Here is a 20760-nt window from a genome sequence, read left to right as displayed (position 1 = left end):
CGCCGCCGGAGGCGGGTTTCAAGGTCGCCATGACGTTGCAGAGAATGGCTCGAATGACGGACGCTCAGCCCGCCGTCGGCGCGGGGTCCCCATCGCCCCGCGGGGTCGAGCCGGAGGAATTCGAACGCCGGGAGCCCGGCCGCGGCCGCACGGCCGAGCGGCCGCTGCACATTCCCTGGCGAGGATGGCGCGACATCCTGTGGCGCGTGGGGCGGGAGTTCGGCGACGACAAGCTGACGGTGGTGGCCGGAGGCGTCACCTATTTCACCCTTCTGGCCATCTTTCCGGCCCTGGGTGTCTTCGTCTCGCTCTACGGCCTGATCGCCGACGTGGGCGCGGTGCAGGCGCAGCTCGCGCAGCTGTCGGTCATTTTCCCGCCCGAGGCGGTGAGCCTGCTGGGCGAGCAGATGATGCGACTGGCGACCGGACGGGCCGCCGGCCTTTCGTTGGCCTTCCTCGTCAGCCTCCTGCTCTCGCTCTGGAGCGCGGGCGCGGGAATCCGGGCCCTCGTGGACGGCCTGAACGTGGCCTATGGCGAGACCGAGAGCCGCCCCTATCTGTTGCGGACGGCGGTCACCTACGCCTTCACCCTGGTCCTTCTGCTCTTCCTGGGCGTGATCAGCGCCGTCCTGGTGGCCGCGCCGATGGTGCTGGCGGCGTTCGGGATACGCGAAGGCCTGCTGGTCGCGGCGCGCTGGCCCCTGGTCTTCCTGGTCGCCGCCGGCTGTTTCGCCATCGCCTACCGCTACGGCCCCAGCCGCCGGCCGGCGCGCTGGCGCTGGATCGCGCCCGGCGCGATGACCGCGGCGGCGCTGTGGATCGCCGGCTCGGCGGGCTTCTCCTGGTACCTGAACCATATCGCGCGGCTGGATGTGACCTATGGCTCGCTGGGCGCCGCGATCGCCTTCATGCTGTGGGTGTGGGTCTCGGTGCTGATCGTTCTGCTGGGCGCCGAACTCAACGCCGAGATCGAGCACCAGACCGCCCTCGATTCGACAGTGGGGCCGGCGAGGCCGCTGGGCGAGCGTGGCGCCGTCGTGGCCGACGACGTCGGCCGCAGCTTCGGCGGTCTTCGCGAGGGCGCCCGTCAGGCGCGTGAGGCGGCCCGCCGCCTCAGGCCAGCTCGTCCTCCAGCGCCGCCAGACGCGCCGCCTGATCCTCGGCGATGAGCGGGTCGATGACGTCGTCCAGCGCCTCGCCCTCGATGACCTTCGACAGGTTGTAGAGCGTCAGGTTGATCCGGTGGTCGGTCACCCGCCCCTGCGGGAAGTTGTAGGTGCGGATGCGTTCGGACCGGTCGCCCGATCCCACCTGGCTCTTCCGGGCCTCGGAGCGGGCGGAATCGATCGCCTCGCGCTGCATGTCGTACAGCTTGACCTTCAGCGCCTTCATCGCCCGCGCGCGGTTCTGATGCTGCGACTTCTCGGAACTGGTGACCACAATGCCGGTGGGCAGGTGAGTGATGCGCACGGCCGAGTCGGTCTTGTTGACGTGCTGGCCCCCGGCGCCGGACGAGCGGTAGGTGTCGATCCGCAGGTCCTGGTCGCGGATCTCGATCTCCACCTCCTCGGGTTCGGGCAGGACGGCGACCGTCGCGGCCGAGGTGTGGATGCGCCCCTGCGCCTCGGTGGCCGGCACGCGCTGGACCCGGTGGACGCCGCTCTCGAACTTCAGGCGCCCGAACACGCCGTCGCCGGTGATCGAGGCCACGATCTCCTTGTAGCCGCCCATCTCGCCCTCGGAGACGGAGTCGATCTCCACCCGCCAGCCGCGGCCCTGGGCGTAGCGCTGGTACATGCGGAAGAGGTCGCCGGCGAACAGGGCCGCCTCGTCGCCCCCCGTACCCGCCCGGACCTCCAGGATGGCCGAGGCGTTCTCATCCCGGTCCTTGGGCGCGAGCAGCAGGGCCACCTCGCGCTCCAGAACGGGCAGCCGTTCCTTCAGCGCCTCCAGTTCGTCACGGGCCATCTGGGCCATCTCGGCGTCGCCGGAAGCGGCCATCTCCTCCAGTTCGGGCGCCTCGGCGCGAGCCTTCTCGAGCGTGGTGACCGCGTCGGCCACCGGCTTCAGCTCGGCGTGCTCCTTCGACAGCCGGACGATCTCGGCGCCGTCCGACGCCGCGCCCATGCGCGCCTCGATCTCGCGGAAGCGGTCGAGCACCTGGTCGAGCCTGGCCTGGGGGAGTCGCAACGTGGTCGGGTCCTTCGGAGGGCGCTGTCTCTACCCGAGCCGCCGCGTCACGACAAATCCGGTCTAAGATGGCGGCGGGAGGACACGTCATGTTCCACGAGGGCAACCGGGCGCTTCAGGACGCCTTCGGCAGCCGCCCCCTGGCCGACCGGCTGGCGGAGAAGCTGCGCCACGACCGTTTCACCGAGGCGGAGGCGGCCTTCATCCAGGCCCAGCCCTTCTTCTTCCTGGCGACCGCCGACGCCGAAGGCCGGCCCGACTGCTCGTTCAAGGGGGGCGCGCCCGGCTTCGCGCGCGTGGCCGCGCCGGACCTGCTCGTATTCCCCGACTACGACGGCAACGGCATGTTCAAGAGCCTGGGCAACATCGTGGCCAATCCGCACGTGGGCCTGCTGTTCATCGCCATGGGCGAGCGGCCGGGCCGGCTTCGGGTCAACGGCCGGGCCGAGGTGGTCCGCGACGATCCCCTGATGGCGGGCATGCCGGGCGCCCAGCTCCTGGTGCGGGTGACGCCGGTCGACATCTTCCCCAACTGCCCCCGCTACATTCCCGACCTGGCCCGCGGCGAGGCCTCGCCCTACACGCCCAGCGAGGACGCCCCGCCGGTGGAGCCGGCATGGAAGGCCTGGCCCGACTTCGCCGATGTGGTCCCGCCGCGCCGGGCCTGAGGCGTCCCGCAAGAAAAAAGCCCCCTCCGTCGCCGGAGGGGGCCTTCGCATCTCTGCGTCGTCGTCGATGGAATCAGGCGCGCTCGCCGGTCAGCGCGGCGTTGCCGAACATGCCGAGCTTGCAGTTGCCGGTCATCTTGTCGCCGTCGACCTTGGCGGTGAATTCGAGCTTCATCGGCATCGGGTTGGTGATGTCGGTGCTCCAGGTCAGGGTGTCGCCGTCGACCTTGCCGGTCACTTCCTGCGCGCCCATCTCGCTGTCGACCTTGCCGGTGAAGCTGTCGCCGCTGGTGGCGATGCTCACCGCCATGGTGCGCGCGCCCATCGGCGTGTTGATCGTGACTTTCCAGTTGCCGTCCGCGGACATTCGTTCCTCCCTGGGAAATGGAGCGCCACCTAAACGCGTCTGGTCTCGCCGCGCAAGAGTGACGCAGGCGTCATTTTTGTGTCCGGATTGTCATTCGGCGGCGGTGGGGATCGCGTCGCGGGCGGCCTCGATCTCGGCGGCGCGCGCTTCCACCAGTTCGACGATGTGCTCGACCATGCGGTCGTTGTCCATCTTGTGGTCCGGCCGGCCCGCCACATAGACCATGCCGGAACCCTTGCCGCCGCCGGTGAAGCCCAGGTCGGTCATCAGCGCTTCGCCCGGCCCGTTCACCACGCAGCCGATGATAGACAGGCTCATGGGCGTGGCGATGTGGGCCAGCCGCTGTTCCAGGGTCTCGACCGTCTGGATCACGTTGAAGCCCTGTCGCGCGCAGGACGGACAGGCGATGATGTTCACGCCGCGGTGGCGCAGGCCCAGGCTCTTGAGGATGTCGAAGCCGACCTTCACCTCCTCGACCGGATCGGCGGCGAGGCTGACGCGGATGGTGTCGCCGATGCCCGCCCAAAGCAGCGAGCCGATGCCGATGGAGGATTTCACCGTGCCGGTCCGCGTGGCCCCGGCCTCGGTCACGCCCAGGTGCAGCGGGCAGTCGATGGCCTCGGCGAGCTGCTGGTAGGCGGCCACGGTCATGAAGGGGTCGGACGCCTTCACGCTGATCTTGAACTCGTGGAAGTCGTGGTCCTGGAGGATGCGGGCGTGGTTCAGCGCGCTCTCGACCATCGCGTCGGGACAGGGCTCGCCGTACTTCTCCAGCAGGTCGCGCTCCAGCGAGCCGGCGTTGACGCCGATGCGCATGGAGCACCCGTGGTCGCGGGCGGCCTGCACCACCTCGCGTACGCGGGCCGGCGAGCCGATGTTGCCCGGATTGATCCGCAGACACGCGGCGCCGGCCTGCGCCGCCTCGATCCCGCGGCGGTAGTGGAAGTGGATGTCGGCCACCAGCGGGACCTTGGCCGCCCGGGCGATCTCCCGGAATGCGGCGGTGGAGTCCTCGTCGGGGCAGGAGACGCGGACGATGTCGGCGCCCGCCTCCTCGAGCTGTCGCACTTGCTCGATGGTGGCCGCGGCGTCCGCGGTCACCGTGTTGGTCATGGACTGGACCGTGATCGGCGCGTCGCCGCCGACCTCCACAGACCCCACGCGGATCTTGCGGCTCTTGCGGCGGTCGATCGCGCGCCAGGGGCGCACGGCGGTGTGGGCTTCGACGGTCATGACCTGTGGAAAATAGGCGCATCCGCCGCCCGAAGCGAGGGCCGGCCTCGCGGTCCGGACGCCCCCCGGGATCACGCTCAGGGGACGCTCCAAGGGGTCACCCTCAGGGGCGCGGCGTCGGAGGGGGCGTCGGGACGGGCGGAGGCGTCGTCGGCGTGGGCGCGGCGCTTCCGGCGGTGGGCGTGGCGGGCCTGGCCTGCGTCGGGGCGTGCGGCGGGGCGGCGGCGACCGCCAGCTTCGACGCCAGGACCTGGGTCGAGGGCAGAACGCCTCGGGACTGGCCGTTCACGAACACCTGGAAGTCCTGGGGCGCCGAGACGTCGAGCGTCAGGCCTGCGAGCTGGGGCACGCGATAGGCTTCGCCCTTGGCGAGCTGGCGCGCGAAATAGACCGAGCCGTCGGCCCCGCGCACGATCAGCGCGCCGCCCTTCAGCGCCTGGACGGTCACCACCGACGAGATACGGGCGTCGCCGGGGCCGTAGATCGCGCCCTGGGGCGTGAAGACGGGCTTCAGGCTGGCCAGATCCACCGGGGGCGGTTCGCCCACCCGGTTGGGCGTCGGGATCTCGCCCGGCGGCCGGCCGTCGAGGCCCAGGGCGGCGGCCAGTCCGGGCGTCTCGTAGGCCGGCGGCGTGGTCGATTCCACCGGCGCGGGCAGGGGCTCGCCCAGCGCCACGGGACCCGGCTTCAGGTCCTCCAGCAGCTTTTCGGCCTTGGCCTCGGGGGCCAGCGGCGGCGGGGGCGCAGCGGCCATCATCGCCCGCTGGGTGATGTTCCACAGGACGATGGCGGCGATGATGAGGAGCGCGCCCACCACGAAGGTCGCAACCCTCGGGTCGCGCTCGTCCGCCATGCCCACCGGCGCGCGCAAGGGCTCGTCCAGCACCGGCTCGTCGCTCTTGAAGCGCTCGATGGCGCGCTCGGGATCGGCGCCCAGCGCCGTGGCGTAGGCGCGGATGTAGCCGATGGTGAAGGGGCGCGAGGGAAGGGCCTCCAGCCGCATCTCCTCCAGCGCCTCTAGATAGGCCCGCCGCACCCTTGTGCTCTCGGCCACCTGCGCCAGCTCGAGCCCCCGCTCCAGGCGGATGGCGCGCAGAGCCGCGCCGATGCTGTCGTGCGCGAAGAGGGGATCGCGCGGCGTGTCCGGTTCGGTCGGGCCGGCGTCGGCCGGGGGTGGCGGACTGGGGGCGGCGAGGTTCAGCATCGCCCGCATCCGCTCGCGCCCGGAGGCGGCGGCCTGCTTCTTCGAGGGGCGTTTCTTCAGCAAGCGGGTTCGGGGCTCCTCGCCCCGCAGAGTGTCTACGGATTCGGGCGAGTCTCAGACCGCGAGGTAGAGTTTGCGCGCGAGCGTTTCAATCTCGTTCCGCACCGAGCCGGCGCCCGACTTGAGCAGGGCCGAGACGCCGCGTCGCGCCGCCTCGCGATCGCAGGACAGCACCATCTGCTTGACCGGCCCGACGCCGGTGGCGGGCATGGACAGCCGCTCGAAGCCCAGGGCGACCAGGGCGAACGCCTCCAGCGGCCGGCCCGCCATCTCGCCGCAGATGCTGACGGGCGTGCCCGTCTCGGCGCAGGCGCGCTGGATCTGCTCCATGACCCGGAGGGCGGGCGGCGAGAGGAAGTCGTAGCGGTCGGCCACCCGCGGGTTCCCCCGGTCGGCGGCGAACAGGTACTGCATCAGGTCGTTGGTGCCGACGCTGACGAAGTCGGTCATCGGCAGAAGGGCGTCGAGGTGCCAGACCAGCGAGGGCGCCTCGATCATGGCCCCGACGTCCAGCCGGGACGGCGCCGGGCGGCCGCGCCGCTGCGCCCAGGCCACCTCCTGGTCCACCCAGCCACGGGCCGCGCGGAACTCGTCCACGTTGGCGATCAGGGGGAACATGATCCGCAGCGGCCGGCCCCGGGCCGCCGCGATCAGCGCCCGGAGTTGCAGCCTGAGCAGCGCCGGCCGGTCCAGGCCCATGCGCACGGCGCGCCAGCCCAGGGCGGGATTCTCCTCGCGCTCGGCCTCCATGTAGGGCAGCACCTTGTCGCCGCCGAGGTCCAGGGTCCGGAAGGTGACGGGCAGGTCGCCCGCCGCGTCCATCACCCGGGCGTACAGCGCGGTCTGGGCGTTGAAGCGCGGCATCTCCTCCGAGACCATGAACTGGAACTCGGTGCGGAACAGGCCGATGCCCTCGGCGCCGGTGTCGGCCAGGCTCTCCAGGTCCACATCCAGGCCGGCGTTCATGAGCAGGGTGATCTTCACCCCGTCGCGGGTGAAGGCCGGCGTGTCCTTCAGCTTGGCGAACTCGGCCTGCCGCTGCCGGCGCACGTCGACGCGGGCCTGGATGGCCTTCACCACATCGGGGCGGGGCCGCAGGAACGCTTCGCCCGTCTCGGCGTCGACGATGACCGGGTCGCCTTCCGAGACCTTGTCGCGCAGGCCGCTGAGGCGTCCCACGCAGGGGATATCCAGCGCCCGCGCCACGATCGCGGCGTGGCTGGCGGACGACCCTTCCTCCAGCAGGAGGCCGCGAAGCCGGGTCCGGTCGTATTCGAGGAGGTCGGCGGGACCCAGATTCCGGGCGATCAGGATCGCGTTGTCGGGCAGTTCCCGCGCCACGCTTCCATTGCCCGACAGGTGGCGCAGGAGCCGGTCGTTCAGGTCTTCCAGGTCGTGCAGGCGCTCGCGCAGGTAGGGGTCCCGGGCCTGGCCCAGGCGCGCGCGATGCTCGGAGCGCACCCGTTCGACGGCGGCCTCGGCCGTCAGTCCGTTGCGCACGGCGTCTTCGAGGCTCCGGTTCCAGCCGCGGTCGTGCGCGAACATCCGATAGGTCTCGAGCACTTCGTACGAGGCGTCGACCAGGCCGTGCTGGCCTTCGAGCATCTGGTCGATCTGGCTCTTCAGGCCCTCCAGCGCCGCCGCGAGACGCGCCTCCTCGGCCGCCACGTCGTCCGACAGCAGCTGCGAGGAGGCGACCGGCGGCTCGTGCAGCACCGCCACGCCGTAGGCCAGGCCGTCGGCGAATTTCGAGCCTTTCAGCCGCTCGGGCCGGCGGGGCGCCAGTTCGACGCCCTCCAGTTCGCCGACGCTGATCAGCTCGCCCGAGGCGACCATCTCGGCCACCACCATGGCGACGATCTGGATGTCCTCGACCTCGTCCTCGGAATAGACCCGCTCGGTGCGGTTCTGGACCACCAGCACGCCGATGGCCCGCCCGCCGCGCAGCAGCGGCACGCCGAGGAACGCGTGATAGGGGTCTTCGCCCGTCTCCGGCCGGTACGAGAACGCCGGGTGTCCGGGTGCGTCGACCAGATTGAGCGGGCGGCCCAGCCGCATGATCTCGCCGACCAGGCCTTCGCCGGGCTTCATCCGGGTGACGTGGACGGCGTCGGGATCCAGGCCTTCGGTGGCGAACAGCTCCATCTCGCCGTTGGCGCGCCGCAGGTAGATCGAGCACACCTCGGCCACCATGGAGAGCGCGATGATGCGCACCACCATGTTGAGGCGCTGCTGGGCGGGGCCGCCCCCGGCAAGCGCCTCCCGGATCTGCCGCAGCAGGCTCCGCTGACCTCGAATGGCGACCGTCGCGGCCATCCCTGACGAAACTCCTCCCTGGGTTTTGCGGGCCCGTCCTTTCGCGGGCACCTAGCAGGAATGTCTTTCAAATCCGAGACTCAAAGGCCTTTTGCACCCCAAAAGCGACGTTTGCCCCGAGAGGAGGCATGGCGACGGGCGGGTGGTTTCGCTACCTTTCGCGCGTGTCTTCCGCCGATGCGACCGCTCCCAGGCCGATCCCGCCCGGCGTGACGCCGCCGGACCGGTCGCTGCCCTACTTCCATGCCCTCTGGAAGCTGATCGACAACCCGATCGAGGCCTGGCCGCGGGCGGTCTACGAGGAGCCGTTCTACGCGCGCGGGGATGAGCGCCAGCGGTTCCTCTACGCCTGCGATCCTGCGATGCTGAAGGATATCCTGCTCGACAAGGCCGAGGCCTTCCCCAAGGACTGGATGTTCGAGCGGGTGACCAAGCCTGCGCTGGGCGAGGGCCTGCTGACCGCCCACGGCGAAGCCTGGCGCTGGCAGCGCCGCGCCGCCGCGCCGGGCTTCCGGCCCGACAACGTGGCCGCCATGACGCCGATGATCAGCGCCGCCGCCGAGGCCGCCCTGGCCCGCTGGCGCGACCTGGGCGAGGGCGCACGCCTCGACGTGTCCACCGAGATGACCGCCATCACCTTCCAGGTGATCCTCGACACCATGCTGTCGGGCGGGGAGGGGATCGACGTTCCCTCGGCGGCACGGCGCATCACCGACTATCTGGAGACCCTGGGCGGCATCACCGTCGCGGACCTGTTGCGCTGGCCCACCTGGACGCGGGTGGCGCTGGCGCCCCGCGGTCATCGGGCGCTGGTCGAGCTGAAGGCCATGGTCGACGCCATGGTGGCCCGACGCCGCCGGGAGCCGCCGCGCGGCGATCTCGTCGACCTGCTGATGCAGGCGCAGGACCGCGAGACGGGTCGGCGGATGGACGACGGGCTGCTGCGCGACAACCTGCTCACCTTCATCGGGGCGGGGCACGAGACCACGGCGCTGGCGCTCACTTGGTCGCTGTTGCTCCTGGGACTCGATCCGGCCACGGCCGAGCGCGTGCGCGCCGAGGTGATCGAGGTCGCCGGCGACGCCAGCCTGACCCATGCGCATGTCGAACGCCTGCTCTTCACCCGGCAGGTGGTGCAGGAGGCGATGCGTCTCTATCCGTCGCTGCCGCTGATGAGCCGCATGTGCGCCGAGGATGTGGAGGCGGGCGGCCTCCAGGTCGCCAAGGGGACCTTCGTCTTCATCCCGATCTACGCGATCCACCGCCACCGGCGGCTCTGGCGCGACCCGGACGCCTTCGATCCCGCGCGTTTCGGGCCGGAGGAGAGCGTGGGGCGTCACCGCTTCGCCTATCTGCCCTTCGGCGGCGGTCCACGCGTCTGCATCGGCCAGGCGTTCGCGCTGATCGAGGCGGTGGCGATCCTGGCCACCCTGGTCCGGGGCGCGCGGCTGGAGCCGGACCCGGGCCACCGGATCCGCCCCGTCATGCGGGTCTCGATGCGGCCCCAGGGCGGCCTGCCGATGACCCTGCGGCTCCGGTAGGGGCCGGATCAGGCCGCGTCGGCGAAGATCCTCAGGAAGTTCCCGGCGTAGAACTTGTCGCGCACCCCCTCGGAGCGGTCGCCCAGCGCCGCCTCGAAGCGCCCGATCGGGTTCCGGCCGCCCTCGATGTGCGGGTAGTCGCTGGAGAACAGGTACAGATCGGGGTTCGACTGGTCGATGAACGCGCCGACCTCCTCGAACACGAAGGGCGTGAACGCCAGTTGCTCGGTGATCTGCTGGCCGGGAGTGCGGCGCAGCTTCTGAAGGTTCTCGTCGTTGCGGCTCCAGTGCTTCACCACCCAGTCCAGGCGGCGCAGCAGTTCGGGGACCCAGCCGGCGCCCAGTTCCACGGCCGCGCCCCGCAGCGTCGGATGGCGCTCCAGCACGCCGTCCAGAACCATCATGGTGAGGAACTGCTCGGGCCCTTCGTGCAGCAGGGCGATGTCCTTGGTGCGCAGGTTCTCGCCGCCGCCCAGCCAGTCCTTGGTGGGCGGCCGGCCGTTGTTCATCCAGGCCTTGGCCAGTTGCAGGGGCGCGCCGCCCACGTGCAGCAGGAACGGCGTGCCGGTCTCGGCCAACCGCGCCCAGAACGGATCGAGATCCACATGGCCGGGAGATCGTTCACCACAGGGCCGGTGCGGCACCCAGGCGGCCTTGAGACCCTGGGACAGCGCGAACTCCAGCTCGGCCAACGCCAGTTCGGGCTCGTCCAGCGGGATCACCGCCACGCCCATCAGCCGCCGGTCGGCGCGGCAGAACTCGGCCATGTGGCGATTGTGCGCCCGCGCCGCACCGTAGCGCAGCCGGGGCTCCAGTTTCGAGCTGGGGGAGAAGGGCATGGCGACGCTGTGGGTGGCGAACACGAGCTGCCTGCGGAAGCCCAGCAGGTCCATGGCCACGCTGCGGTCGGCGGCGTCGAACGCCCCCAGCGCCTGGATCTCCTTGGACCTGGCGATCAGCTCGTCGCCCAACGCCACCTGGGCGGCCACGTGCTCGGGGCTGTGCCGGTTGCCCTGGCCCACGATCACCGCCACCTCCTCGTCGGTGACGATCGAGGCGGAGTAGCTCACCTCGGGAATCTCGTCCCGCAGGGCCGGGTCGGCGTAGGCCTTGAGGAAGTCGGGCAGTTCCATGATGTGGCTATCGGCGTCGTAATAGGGCCGGTGAGCCGGGGCGTAGGGCATCGGTCGTCCTCCCGCGACGGCGGCCCTCTGATGGGACGGCTCGGCGCACGGGCACTATGACCCCAGCGCGTGGGACTGTCAGGCCCGGTGATCGCGTCGCCGGCGGCAGGGCTTGAGCTTTACCTTGGCCGGGACCATCGTTCGCTCGAAGACAGGTCGGGGGAAACGCAATGCGGAAGTGGCTGGCCTTCGGCCTGGCCTGGGCGCTGATCCTGGGCGGCGGCCTCCTGGCGAACCGGGTGCAGACGTCGGGCGGCCGGGTGGCGGTGTCCGAAGTGCGTATTCCGGCCGGCGATGGCCTGACGGTGTCGGGCCTCCTCTACCGGCCCGCGTCCGCGACGGCGGCGACGCAGGCTCCGGCGGTTCTGGTGAGCCACGGCTACATCAACACCCGCGAGATGCAGAGCCCGTTCGCCATCGAACTCAGTCGCCGGGGGTTGGTGGTGCTGGCGATGGACATGACCGGTCACGGCTGGTCCGGAGGCATCGTGGGGACGGCCGATTTCGGCGGTCCGGCGGCGCTTCGCCATCTGCGCGGGCTGCCGTACGTCGATCCCGACAACATCGGGATGGAGGGCCATTCGATGGGCGGCAATCCCATCCTGGCCGCCGCGGTGGAAATCCCCGACGGCTACCGGGCCCTCGTTCTGGAGGGGGCCACCCTGGGTCTTCTGGGCGCCAAGGCGCCCGAGACGCCGCGCAACCTGGCCGTCGTCTTCGGCGCCTACGACGAGTTCGCCGGCCTGATGTGGCAGGTCCCGAAGGGCGCGGAGATCGTCCGCTCGGAGCGGCTCCGGACGCTCTTCGGCGTCTCGGCGTCCGTCGAGCCCGGCCGCATCTACGGCTCGATCGACGAGGGGACGGCGCGGATCCTGGCCGTGCCCCAGGTGACCCATCCCTGGGAGCACTTCTCCAATTCCGCCGTGGGCGCGGCCGTCGACTGGTTCCAGCGCACGCTGCCCACGCCCGACGCCAGGCCGCCGTACGAACAGGTCTGGATCTGGAAGGAGGTCGGCACGCTCGCCAGCCTCGCGGGCCTGGTCTGGCTGATCCTGGCGAGCTTCGATCTCCTGCTCGCCTGGCGGCCCTTCGCGCGGCTGAATCACGTCGCCGAGCCCGTCGCCGAACGGCGCGACGGGCGGTGGTGGCTGGCGCTGGCGGCGACGGCCGCCGTCCCCGCCATCACCTACCTGCCGCTGATGAAGCTGGGGCAGGCGTTCTTCCCGAACCCCGCCTTTCCGCAGTGGGTCCAGAATCAGCTCGCCGTCTGGGCGCTCGGCACGGCGGCCATCGGCTGGATCGTCGGCCTGATCCTGCGTCGCCGCGCCGTCTTCTCCAACCGCTGGGGGGCGTCGATCCTGATCGCGCTGGCGGTCATGGCCATCGCCTATGCCGCGATGCTGGCGCTCTACGTCCTGTTCAAGACCGACGCGCGGTTCTGGGTGGTCGGGATGAAGACCCTGGACGCCACGCGGGCGATGCAGCTTCCGGGCTACTTCATCCTCTGGAGCGCCTTCTTCCTCGTCGCCTTCCGCGGCCTCTGCGGGCTGGCGGTGAGAGGCGAGGGGTTCATGGCCCGGATCGGGTGGTTCAAGGCGGCGATGAGCCTTGGCTTCCTGGCCTTCGTGGCGTGGCAGTACGCGACGCTGTTTTTCACAGGCCTCCTCGCCACGCCGTCCGAACCGCTCAACGTCGTGATCGCGATCCAGTTCGTGCCGCTCCTGGCCATCGTCGGCGCCATCGCCGCCTGGACCTACAGCCGGACGAACTCCTATGCGCCCGGCGCGCTCATCTGCGCGCTGTTCATCAGCTGGTACGTCACTTCGGGCACCGCCAACCACTGGCAGCCGGGCTACGAGCCGCAGCTTCCGGGGGCCAGCGCCCGGAGATGAGGTTCAGCCGGACAGTGGCGTGATCCGGTAGGCGCATCGCCGGGCCCCGGCCAGGATGTGGTCGGTGCGTTCGATCGCCACGTCCGGTCCCAGCGCGTCGCGGAAGACCTGCAGCTCGGCGCGGCAGAATCCCTGGCAGGCGGCCGCCGCCGCGCAGATGGGGCAGTGGTTCTCCACGAGGCGGAAGCCGCCGCCAGGGTCGGGCGACCAGTCGGCCATGTAGCCTTCCGCCGTCCGAATCTCGGCCAGGCGCGCGACCCGCGCCGCCAGGGTGTCGACGTCAGCCATCGCCTGGATATAGGCGTCCGTCGTGGTCTGTTCGCGGCGCAGGATGAGCCGCTCCAGGCCCTGTTCGCCGAACTCGGCCCGCAGCGCGTCCAGCATCTCCAGCGTCAGTTGCGCGTGGGTGTCGGGAAACCGCGCCTGGGCGCGCTCGGTGAGGGACCAGATTCGGCGCGGCCGGCCGACTCCGCGCCGTTCGTCCTCGTGGGTCACGAGCCCTCCGGCGACGAGGCGTTCGAGGTGCTGAAGGGTCGCCTGCCGGCTGATCCCGAACGCATCGGCCAGCGCGAGGGTCTCGGATGGTCCCCGGGTCTTCAGGTGCGTGAGGATGCGGTCGGCGGGTGCGTGCATATGACAATCATATGCTTGCAAAATCTTCCGGGCAGGTCTAGCGGAATTTGACATCATCGAGATTGTCGAATGTCGGAAGCGCCTTCGTCCCCCAAACCTGCCGCCACGTGGTCGGATCTGCTGGCCGAGGGACGCCTGCCGCGCTTCGCTCTCATCATGCTGGGGGTCTGGCTGAACGCGGCCGACAGCCTGGTCACGGCCACCATCCTGCCCAGCGTCGGCGCCGACCTGGGCGGCTTCGCCTATTTCTCCTGGGCGACGGCGGGGTTCTTCGTGGGCGCCATCCTGGCCGGCGCCAGCGCCGGTCGGCTGTCCGAGATGTTCGGCCTGCGGTCGGCGACGGCCGTCGCGGGTGTGATCATGGCCGTGGGGTGCGTGATGAGCGCCGCGGCGCCCGATATCGGCTGGTTCCTGGCCGGGCGGCTGGTTCAGGGGCTGGGGTCGGGCTGGATCTCGGGGTTCGCCATGGTGGCCATCGCCTTCCTGTTCCCCGAGCGGCATCTGGCCCGCGTCTTCGCGGCGGTGACCTTCGTCTGGGGGATCGCCACCGTTCTGGGGCCGCTGTTCGGCGGCGTGGTGGTCGAACACGGCCACTGGCGCGACGTGTTCTGGCTCTTCGCCCTCCAGGCGGCGGTGTTCACGGTCGCCACGCCGTTCCTGCTGGGCGGCGCGGCGAGGGGCGACGGCGGTCCGGGCATCCCCTGGACTCAGTTGGCGGTGCTGGGCCTGGGTGTCACCGCCATCGCCGTCGCCGACCTGGCCGGCGGCCCTGGGCTCTCCATCGGTCTGGTGGCCGCCGGCCTCGCGCTCCTGGTCCTCGTGGTGCGGATCGACGGCCGGGCGCGGGTGCGGCTGTTGCCGCACAGGTCGGGCGACCTGCGCACCGTCTGCGGTTCCGGCTATCTGGCCATGTTCGCCCTGACCGCCGCCTCGATGGGGTTCGCCATCTACGGCCCGCCGATCCTGCAGCAGCTTCGGGGCTTCTCGCCGCTCTGGGCGGGCTATGTGGTCGGCGCGGAGTCCATGGCCTGGACGGTCGCCGCCATCGCGGTGGCCGGAGCGACGGGCGCGTGGGATCGGCGCTGGATCCGTTTCGGCGCGGTCTGCCTCGTCGCCAGCCTGCTGGTCCTGGCCTGGAGCATGGGGGAGGGCCCGCTCGCGGCGGTGCTGCTGGGCGCGGCCCTGCTGGGCGCGGCGTTCGGCTTCTCCTGGGCGTTCATGAGCCGCCGTGTCCTGGCGGCGCTGTCGGACGAGGACCGGGCCATCGGGTCGTCGGCGGTCACCGCCGTGCGCCAGACGGGAGCCGCCGCCGGCGCGGCGATCTCGGGCGTGGCCGCCAACCTCGTCGGCTTCTCCCACGGCCTCACCGACGCCAGCGCCAGGGCGGCCTCGGTCTGGGTGTTCGTGGCGGTGATCCCGCTGGCGCTGATCGGACTGTGGGCGTCGTTCCGGATGACGGAAAAGGCTACAGTCGCTTCGCCATGAGGATGTCGGGCTTTCCCGGCCCGTTGGCGTCGGGGATCAGGCCCACGATCTCGTAGCCCAGCCGCCGGTAGAAGGCGAAGGCGTGGCCGCGGGCGGTCGCCGTGACGCCCGCGATCTTGCCGGCCACGTCGGGGTACAGGTCGGAGCCGTGCAGGCTGGTGCCCCCGTATTCGTCGTCCGTGCCGAGATAGAGGGTGATCACCTCCGCCGCCTTGGCCCGCGCCTCCAGCTCGCGCGTCAACGCCGCCCCGATCCCATGCCGCTGACGGCCGGGCGTCACCGCCAGCGGATGCAGCTCCCAGGCGTGGCTGTAGGTCGCCACACGCCCGATCCAGCCGACGACACGCCCGTCCTCGACCGCCGCGAAGGCCGCCCGATCCTCGTCGGACAGGAAGCTCTCCACCTCGTCTTCGGCCTGGTCGCCGAACGCCTCGGGTCGGTCGGCGAAGGCGTCCCGCAGCACGCGCGCGGCCTCGGTCCGCTGCTCGGGTGAAAGGTCGGGGAAGTCCACGAAGCGGGGCGTCATGCCCCAGCCTAGCTCAGAGCTGGTCCAGCTCGTAGGCCGCGTGCAGGGCGCGCACGGCCAGCTCGGTGTAGGCGGCGTCGATCAGCACGCTGATCTTGATCTCCGAGGTGGAGATCACCTGGATGTTCACGCCCTTTTCCGCCAGCGCCGAGAACATCGATTTGGCGACGCCCGCATGGCTGCGCATGCCCACGCCGATGACCGACACCTTGGCCACGTCCTCGTTCACCTGGACGTCGTCGAAGCCGACCTCCTTCTGCACGGTCCGCACGATCTCCACCGCGCGTGCGGCGTCGCGCTTGCCGACGGTGAACTCCATGTTGGCCGTGTCGGCCGTGCGCGCGTGGCTCTGGACGATCATGTCCACGTTCACGTTCGCATCGGCCAGGGCGCCGAAGATAGAGGACGACACGCCCGGATGGTCGGGCAGGCCGAAGAGGCTGATCTTCGCCTCGTCGCGGCTGTAGGCCACGCCGCTCACGATCCGCTTCTCCACGATCTCCTCCTCGTCGCACACGATGGTGCCCAAATGCTCGAAACCTGGGCCCGGCGCTTCGCCCGGCTCCACAAAACTCGACAGCACGCGCACCGGCACGTGATAGGCCATGGCCAGCTCGACAGACCGGGTCTGAAGCACCTTGGCGCCCAGCGAGGCCATCTCCAGCATCTCCTCGTAGGAGACCTTGGCCAGCTTCCTCGCCTTGGATTCGATACGGGGATCGGTGGTGTAGACCCCGTCCACGTCGGTGTAGATGTCGCACGCTCCGCCCACCGCCGCCGCGATCGCCACGGCGCTGGTGTCCGAACCGCCGCGGCCCAGGGTGGCGATCCGCCCGTCGCGCGTGACGCCCTGGAAGCCCGCGATCACGGCGATCTCGCCTGAGTCCATCGCCGCCGCCAGCTTCTCGGGCGGGATGTCGTCGATGCGCGCCCGGCCGTGGGCGTCGTCGGCGATGATCGGAATCTGCCAGCCCATCCACGACCGGGCGTTCAGGCCCATGTTGCGGAGCGTCATGGCGAGGAGGCCGGCCGTCACCTGTTCGCCCGAGGCCACCACCACGTCGTATTCGTCGTCCGACGGTGTCAGGCCGGCGCCCGCGGGTCCGGCGCCGTCGGTCCAGGCCACCAGTTCGTTGGTCTTGCCGGCCATCGCCGAAACCACGACGGCCACGTCGTGGCCCGCCGCTTTCTCGGCCGCCACGAGGCGGGCCACGCGCCGGATGCGCTCCAGGTCGGCCACGGACGTGCCGCCGAACTTCATCACCAGGCGAGACATTGTGGCCCGATCAACCCCCATTGTGCGCCGCGAAAGGCGCAGCCTTCTAACGACGCCCGGACGTGTCCGCAACGCCCGGAATCTTTCGTTTTGCGGCCGCGAGGGACTAGATAGGCGAATGAGTTCGTCCGCCGCCCGCTCCAGCATCGACCCGGCCGAGGTCGAGACCTTCTCGAGGATCGCGGCGGAATGGTGGGATCCGCGCGGCAAGTTCGCACCGCTCCACAGGTTCAATCCGGTGCGGCTGGCGTTCATCCGGGATCAGGCCCTCTACCGGTTCGGCCGGGATCCCGCCGCGCGTCGGCCGTTCGAGGGGCTGCGGCTGCTCGACATCGGGTGCGGGGGCGGCCTGTTGTCGGAACCCATGACACGCCTGGGTTTCGAGGTGACGGGCGTGGATGCCTCCGAGCGGAACATCGGCACGGCGTCCGCCCATGCGGCCGAACAGGGGCTCTCGATCGACTACCGCGCAGCGACGGCCGAGGCGCTGCTGGCCGCCGGCGAGCCTCCCTTCGACGTGATCCTCAACATGGAGGTGATCGAGCATGTCGCCGATCCCGCCGCGTATCTCCAGGATTGCGCCGACCTGCTTAAGCCCGGCGGACTGATGATCGTGGCCACGCTCAACCGCACACTCAAGGCGTTGGCCCTCGCCAAGATCGGGGCCGAGTACGTCCTGCGCTGGCTTCCGGTCGGCGCCCACGACTGGAACAAGTTCCTCAAGCCCGACGAAATCCGCGGCTTCCTGGCGCAGAAGCCGGTCATTGTGGACGGGCCGTTCGGAGTCGTATTCAACCCGCTCACGGGCCGGTGGACGGAATCGACGGACACCGACGTGAACTACATGATGACCGTGGTCCGCGACGCCGCGTGAGGCGCGCCGCCGGGGGACGAGGGGCGGCCTGAGGAGACTGGATGCCTTCGCTACGCGTGCTGGGCCACGCCTTCCGCGCCTGGCGCCGCAATCGACGCTGGGCCAAGCACGAACCCGAGACGCCCTATCTCGCCGACCTGCTGTCGGGCGCGCCCGTGTGCCTGCATGTGGGGGCCAGCGACGGTCGGCACTCCTACGTCATGACCCAGGTGGCCCCGAAGGCGCGGATCTGGGCGTTCGAGCCTTCGGCCTTCGCCTACGAGGTGCTGAAGCTGACCATAGCCTGGCACGGTCTGCGCGATCAGGTGACGCCCATTCACGCGGCGGTGGGCGACGCGCCGGGCGAACTGTTGCTCGTCACTCCGCGCAAGACCTCAGGCCGCATGGGCCGGGCCTACGCCTATGTGGCCGAGACGCGGCCCAATGGGCCCGCGCGCCCCGACCTCGAGGACACGGGCATGGACGTCCAGCCGACGCCGGTCATCGCGCTGGACGCCTTCTGCGCCGAGCACGGTATCGACAAGGTCGACTTCATCCGCATGGACATCGAGGGCGCCGAGCTGAAGGCCCTGATGGGCGCGCTGGCCATACTCGACCGGGACTGCCCCCATGTGCTGCTCGAGATCCATCCCGCGATGCTCCAGGCGCGCTTCGGCGCGTCGGCGGAGGCGGTGCTCGATCTCTTCCGCGACCGGGGCTACCGCATGTTCGCCCTGAACGGCGACCGCCTGGAGGAGCGCACGACCCTGGTCGAGGGCCTGCCCTGGAAGGACTACTTCTTCATCCACCCCAGCCGCGCCGCCCGTCTGCCCGACGGGGTCTTCAAGGCGCGGATGGGAGCGTGAGGCGCGCGCCCGCATTGGCCAGGATCAGCCGACCTCGCCTATGATCGCGCCCATGGACTCCACGACCGAGACGCCCGAACGCCGGGGGCGGGGCCGGCCGCGCGATACGCGCCTGCAGGAGAAGATCGAGGCCGCAGCGCTGTCGGTCCTGGCCCGACACGGCTTTTCGGGACTGACCCTGGAGCGGATCTGTGTCGAGGCCGGGGCGCCCAAGGCGACGTTCTACCGTCGCTGGCCCACGCCCACGGCATGCGTGATGGACGCCTACGGCCGCGTCTGGAGCGAGGCGGAATACAAGGACACCGGCGACCCGCAGCAGGACCTCGAAGCCTTCGGACGCAAGCTCATGCAGCTCTACGGCCATCCCCTCCTGGGGCCGTGTTCGCTGGCGATCCAGAGCGAAAGTCGGGTCAATCCCGGGGTCAACGAACGCTTGCAGAGCCGAGCCCTCCAGCGCCGCACCCGAAACACCGCGACACTCCAGGCCGCGCTGGACCGCTTGTCCCGCCCGCCGGCCCTTTCGGCGGCGCTGATCCTGAACGCTCTCAACGGCGTGGCGCGCAACGTCCAAACTCTGCGCTGGCCGGTGAGCGACGGCGATTTCAGCCTGCTGATCCGAAGCCTGCTCAGTCCACCTCCCTGAATTACGATACTCTAAAGTTGACATATTTGGAGGTGGGCGCGAAATCAGATCGACATCCATCGGCAGGCAGGGGCCTCACCTCATGATCCACCGCCGCAAGCTACTCCTGTCCTTGCTCGGGTCTTCGGCTTTGGGGTCTTCGGCGATGGCGGGATCCGCGCCGCGCCGGCCGATGGGGACCAGGCCCAACATCGTCGCGATCGTGCTCGACGACCTGGGTTTTTCGGATCTGGGGTGTTTCGGAGGCGAGATCCGCACGCCCAACATCGACCGGCTGGCCGCGCGCGGACTGCGGTACAACCGCTTCGACACCAAGGCCGTCTGTTCGCCGACGCGCGCGTCGCTGATGACCGGCCGCAACGCCCATACGGTGCGGATGCCCGACGTCCCGGACGTCCTGTCGGTCCCGGGGGGCGGGCCCTATCCCGAAGGGACGTTCCATATCCCGGCCGAGGCGCAGAACCTGGCCCAGGCCCTGAGGGGCGCGGGCTACGCCAACTGGCTCGTCGGCAAGTGGCATCTGGTTCCGATGGACCAGCTCGACGATCCCGCCAAGGGCGACGCCTGGCCGCTCCAGCGCGGGTTCGATCGGTTCTACGGCTTCGCCCGCGGCTGGACCGACCAGTACCGCCCCGCGCTGGTCGAAGACGATCGCTACATCAGCCCCGATCTGCCCGCCGACTATCATCTGTCGGCCGATCTGGTGTCGCGGTCGACCGATATGATCCGGGGTCATCGCGCCTCCCGGCCCGAGCAGCCGTTCTTCCTGTACCTGGGCCTGGGCGTCGCCCATTCGCCGATCCAGGTTCCGGCCCGCTACGCCGACGCCTATGCGGGGACCTACGAGAAGGGATGGGACGCCATGCGGGCCGAACGGTTCGAGCGCATGAAGCGGATGGGGGTGATCCCGGCCGACACGAACCTGCCGCAGCGGGAGGCCGGCGACCGGGCCTGGGCCGACCTGAGCGATGACGAGCGTGTCGTCTTCGCCCGGCACATGGCGCTCTACGCCGGCTTCGTGCAGCACGCCGACGAGCAGATCGGCCGCCTGTTCGAGACGCTGGAGGCCACGGGGCAGGCCGAGAACACGATCGTCGTCCTGCTGTCCGACAACGGGCCGGCCTCCGAGGCCGGCCAGGCGGGCGTCTTCGACGGTCTCTACCGTCCCAACACGCTGCCGCCGTCCGAACAACGGGCCCGCCTGGCCGAACTGGGAGCTCCCGGCAACCAGTCGCAGTACCCACGCCCCTGGGCCTTCGCCGGTTCGACGCCGTTCCAGCGCTACAAGCTGTGGCCGCATCTCGGCGGCGTGCGGGCGCCCCTCATCGTTTCGTGGCCGGCGGTGATCCGCGACGGCGGCGCGGTCCGCAGCCAGGCCCTGGATGTCATCGACGTGGCCCCGACGCTTCTGGAAGCCGCCGGCACGGCCTTCGCCGGAGAGGCGGGCGGCCGCACCCAGACGCCCGTCGCGGGCCGTTCGTTCTCAGCCAGCTTCACCGACCCGCGCGCGCCGGACCCGCGCGACACCCAGTATTTCGAGCTGCGCGGCAGCCGCGCCATTCGTTCGGGCCGTTGGCGCGCGGTGGCGACGCACCCGTGCGGCCAGCCGTTCGAGGACGACCGCTGGGCGCTCTACGACCTGGAGACCGACTTCAGCGAGAGCCGTGACGTGTCCGCCCGCCATCCCGACGTGTTGGCGCGGCTGAAGCGCCTTTGGCAGGAGGAGTGGTCGCGCTACTCGCCCCATCCCCTGACCCAACCGCCGGCGCGCATCTGCGAGAGCCTCGCCCACTACGACAGCCACTGACGACGGGCCGTCCCGC

At 70.4% G+C, this 20760-nt stretch carries 18 protein-coding genes; 9 read left to right on the top strand and 9 right to left on the bottom strand.

Going from position 1 to position 20760, the window contains the following annotated elements:
• The first annotated feature begins 53 nt into the window (after positions 1 to 53).
• Positions 54 to 1169, top strand: coding sequence for a YihY/virulence factor BrkB family protein (locus ABS78_RS10145; RefSeq protein ID WP_293378047.1), 1116 nt, complete (start codon positions 54 to 56; stop codon positions 1167 to 1169).
• Here the strand turns inward: ABS78_RS10145 and prfA are convergent.
• Positions 1114 to 2190: a peptide chain release factor 1 gene (gene prfA / locus ABS78_RS10140; RefSeq protein ID WP_293378044.1), complete on the bottom strand. Its 1077-nt coding sequence runs from the start codon at positions 2188 to 2190 to the stop codon at positions 1114 to 1116. The genes ABS78_RS10145 and prfA overlap by 56 nt on opposite strands.
• An 89-nt stretch (positions 2191 to 2279) precedes the next feature.
• Between prfA and ABS78_RS10135 the strand changes: the two genes are divergently transcribed.
• Positions 2280 to 2858: a pyridoxamine 5'-phosphate oxidase family protein gene (locus tag ABS78_RS10135; RefSeq protein ID WP_293378041.1), complete on the top strand. Its 579-nt coding sequence runs from the start codon at positions 2280 to 2282 to the stop codon at positions 2856 to 2858.
• A gap of 73 nt (positions 2859 to 2931) precedes the next feature.
• Here ABS78_RS10135 and ABS78_RS10130 read toward each other — a convergent pair whose 3' ends face one another.
• The 4 genes from ABS78_RS10130 to ptsP all read right to left on the bottom strand — a co-directional run bounded on the left by ABS78_RS10130 (position 2932) and on the right by ptsP (position 8038).
• Positions 2932 to 3225: a hypothetical protein gene (locus tag ABS78_RS10130; protein WP_293378038.1), complete on the bottom strand. Its 294-nt coding sequence runs from the start codon at positions 3223 to 3225 to the stop codon at positions 2932 to 2934.
• Positions 3226 to 3315: 90 nt separating this feature from the next.
• Positions 3316 to 4458 carry a flavodoxin-dependent (E)-4-hydroxy-3-methylbut-2-enyl-diphosphate synthase gene (gene ispG / locus ABS78_RS10125; protein WP_293378101.1) on the bottom strand — a complete coding sequence of 381 codons (1143 nt, stop codon included), beginning with the start codon at positions 4456 to 4458 and terminating at the stop codon, positions 3316 to 3318.
• Between the two features lie 103 nt (positions 4459 to 4561).
• Entirely contained in the window at positions 4562 to 5725 is a 1164-nt protein-coding gene (locus tag ABS78_RS10120; protein WP_293378036.1) for a RodZ domain-containing protein, read from the bottom strand.
• 51 nt (positions 5726 to 5776) lie between these two features.
• Complete coding sequence (gene ptsP / locus ABS78_RS10115) at positions 5777 to 8038, bottom strand: phosphoenolpyruvate--protein phosphotransferase (protein WP_293378032.1); 2262 nt, start codon at positions 8036 to 8038, stop codon at positions 5777 to 5779.
• A gap of 128 nt (positions 8039 to 8166) precedes the next feature.
• Here ptsP and ABS78_RS10110 point away from each other — a divergent pair, with 128 nt between their 5' ends.
• Complete coding sequence (locus ABS78_RS10110; RefSeq protein ID WP_293378029.1) at positions 8167 to 9579, top strand: cytochrome P450; 1413 nt, start codon at positions 8167 to 8169, stop codon at positions 9577 to 9579.
• A gap of 8 nt (positions 9580 to 9587) precedes the next feature.
• Here ABS78_RS10110 and ABS78_RS10105 read toward each other — a convergent pair whose 3' ends face one another.
• Positions 9588 to 10763, bottom strand: coding sequence for an amidohydrolase family protein (locus ABS78_RS10105; RefSeq protein WP_293378026.1), 1176 nt, complete (start codon positions 10761 to 10763; stop codon positions 9588 to 9590).
• A gap of 170 nt (positions 10764 to 10933) precedes the next feature.
• On the opposite strand from ABS78_RS10105, the gene ABS78_RS10100 reads away from it, so the two are divergent.
• The gene (locus ABS78_RS10100; protein WP_293378023.1) at positions 10934 to 12655 is read left to right on the top strand and encodes an alpha/beta fold hydrolase; all 1722 of its coding nucleotides are present in this window, start codon (positions 10934 to 10936) and stop codon (positions 12653 to 12655) included.
• Between the two features lie 3 nt (positions 12656 to 12658).
• Here ABS78_RS10100 and ABS78_RS10095 read toward each other — a convergent pair whose 3' ends face one another.
• The gene (locus tag ABS78_RS10095; protein WP_293378020.1) at positions 12659 to 13288 is read right to left on the bottom strand and encodes a metalloregulator ArsR/SmtB family transcription factor; all 630 of its coding nucleotides are present in this window, start codon (positions 13286 to 13288) and stop codon (positions 12659 to 12661) included.
• A gap of 69 nt (positions 13289 to 13357) precedes the next feature.
• Between ABS78_RS10095 and ABS78_RS10090 the strand changes: the two genes are divergently transcribed.
• Positions 13358 to 14773: an MFS transporter gene (locus ABS78_RS10090; protein WP_293378017.1), complete on the top strand. Its 1416-nt coding sequence runs from the start codon at positions 13358 to 13360 to the stop codon at positions 14771 to 14773.
• On the opposite strand, the gene ABS78_RS10085 is transcribed toward ABS78_RS10090, so the two are convergent.
• Together ABS78_RS10085 and ABS78_RS10080 are read right to left on the bottom strand one after the other, a co-directional pair.
• Complete coding sequence (locus tag ABS78_RS10085; RefSeq protein WP_293378014.1) at positions 14754 to 15299, bottom strand: GNAT family N-acetyltransferase; 546 nt, start codon at positions 15297 to 15299, stop codon at positions 14754 to 14756. The two genes, ABS78_RS10090 and ABS78_RS10085, sit on opposite strands and share 20 nt — an antisense overlap.
• Before the next feature lie 13 nt (positions 15300 to 15312).
• Positions 15313 to 16575 carry an aspartate kinase gene (locus ABS78_RS10080; protein ID WP_293378011.1) on the bottom strand — a complete coding sequence of 421 codons (1263 nt, stop codon included), beginning with the start codon at positions 16573 to 16575 and terminating at the stop codon, positions 15313 to 15315.
• Positions 16576 to 16693: 118 nt separating this feature from the next.
• Here ABS78_RS10080 and ubiG point away from each other — a divergent pair, with 118 nt between their 5' ends.
• The 4 genes from ubiG (at position 16694) to ABS78_RS10060 (ending at position 20744) form a co-directional block, all read left to right on the top strand.
• A complete protein-coding gene (gene ubiG, locus ABS78_RS10075) occupies positions 16694 to 17449 on the top strand; it encodes a bifunctional 2-polyprenyl-6-hydroxyphenol methylase/3-demethylubiquinol 3-O-methyltransferase UbiG (protein WP_293378008.1) in 756 nt (251 codons plus the stop codon).
• A gap of 41 nt (positions 17450 to 17490) precedes the next feature.
• A complete protein-coding gene (locus ABS78_RS10070; protein WP_293378005.1) occupies positions 17491 to 18294 on the top strand; it encodes an FkbM family methyltransferase in 804 nt (267 codons plus the stop codon).
• Between the two features lie 52 nt (positions 18295 to 18346).
• Positions 18347 to 18937, top strand: coding sequence for a TetR/AcrR family transcriptional regulator (locus ABS78_RS10065; protein WP_293378002.1), 591 nt, complete (start codon positions 18347 to 18349; stop codon positions 18935 to 18937).
• Positions 18938 to 19082: 145 nt separating this feature from the next.
• On the top strand, positions 19083 to 20744 hold the full coding sequence (locus tag ABS78_RS10060) for an arylsulfatase (protein WP_293377999.1): 1662 nt from the start codon (positions 19083 to 19085) through the stop codon (positions 20742 to 20744).
• The last annotated feature ends 16 nt before the right edge of the window (positions 20745 to 20760 follow it).

The sequence above is a fragment of the Phenylobacterium sp. SCN 70-31 genome, from assembly GCF_001724605.1.
Classification (GTDB): domain Bacteria; phylum Pseudomonadota; class Alphaproteobacteria; order Caulobacterales; family Caulobacteraceae; genus Phenylobacterium.
The sequence above is the reverse complement of the archived record's forward strand: the minus strand, read 5'-3'. Positions and strand labels throughout refer to the sequence as shown.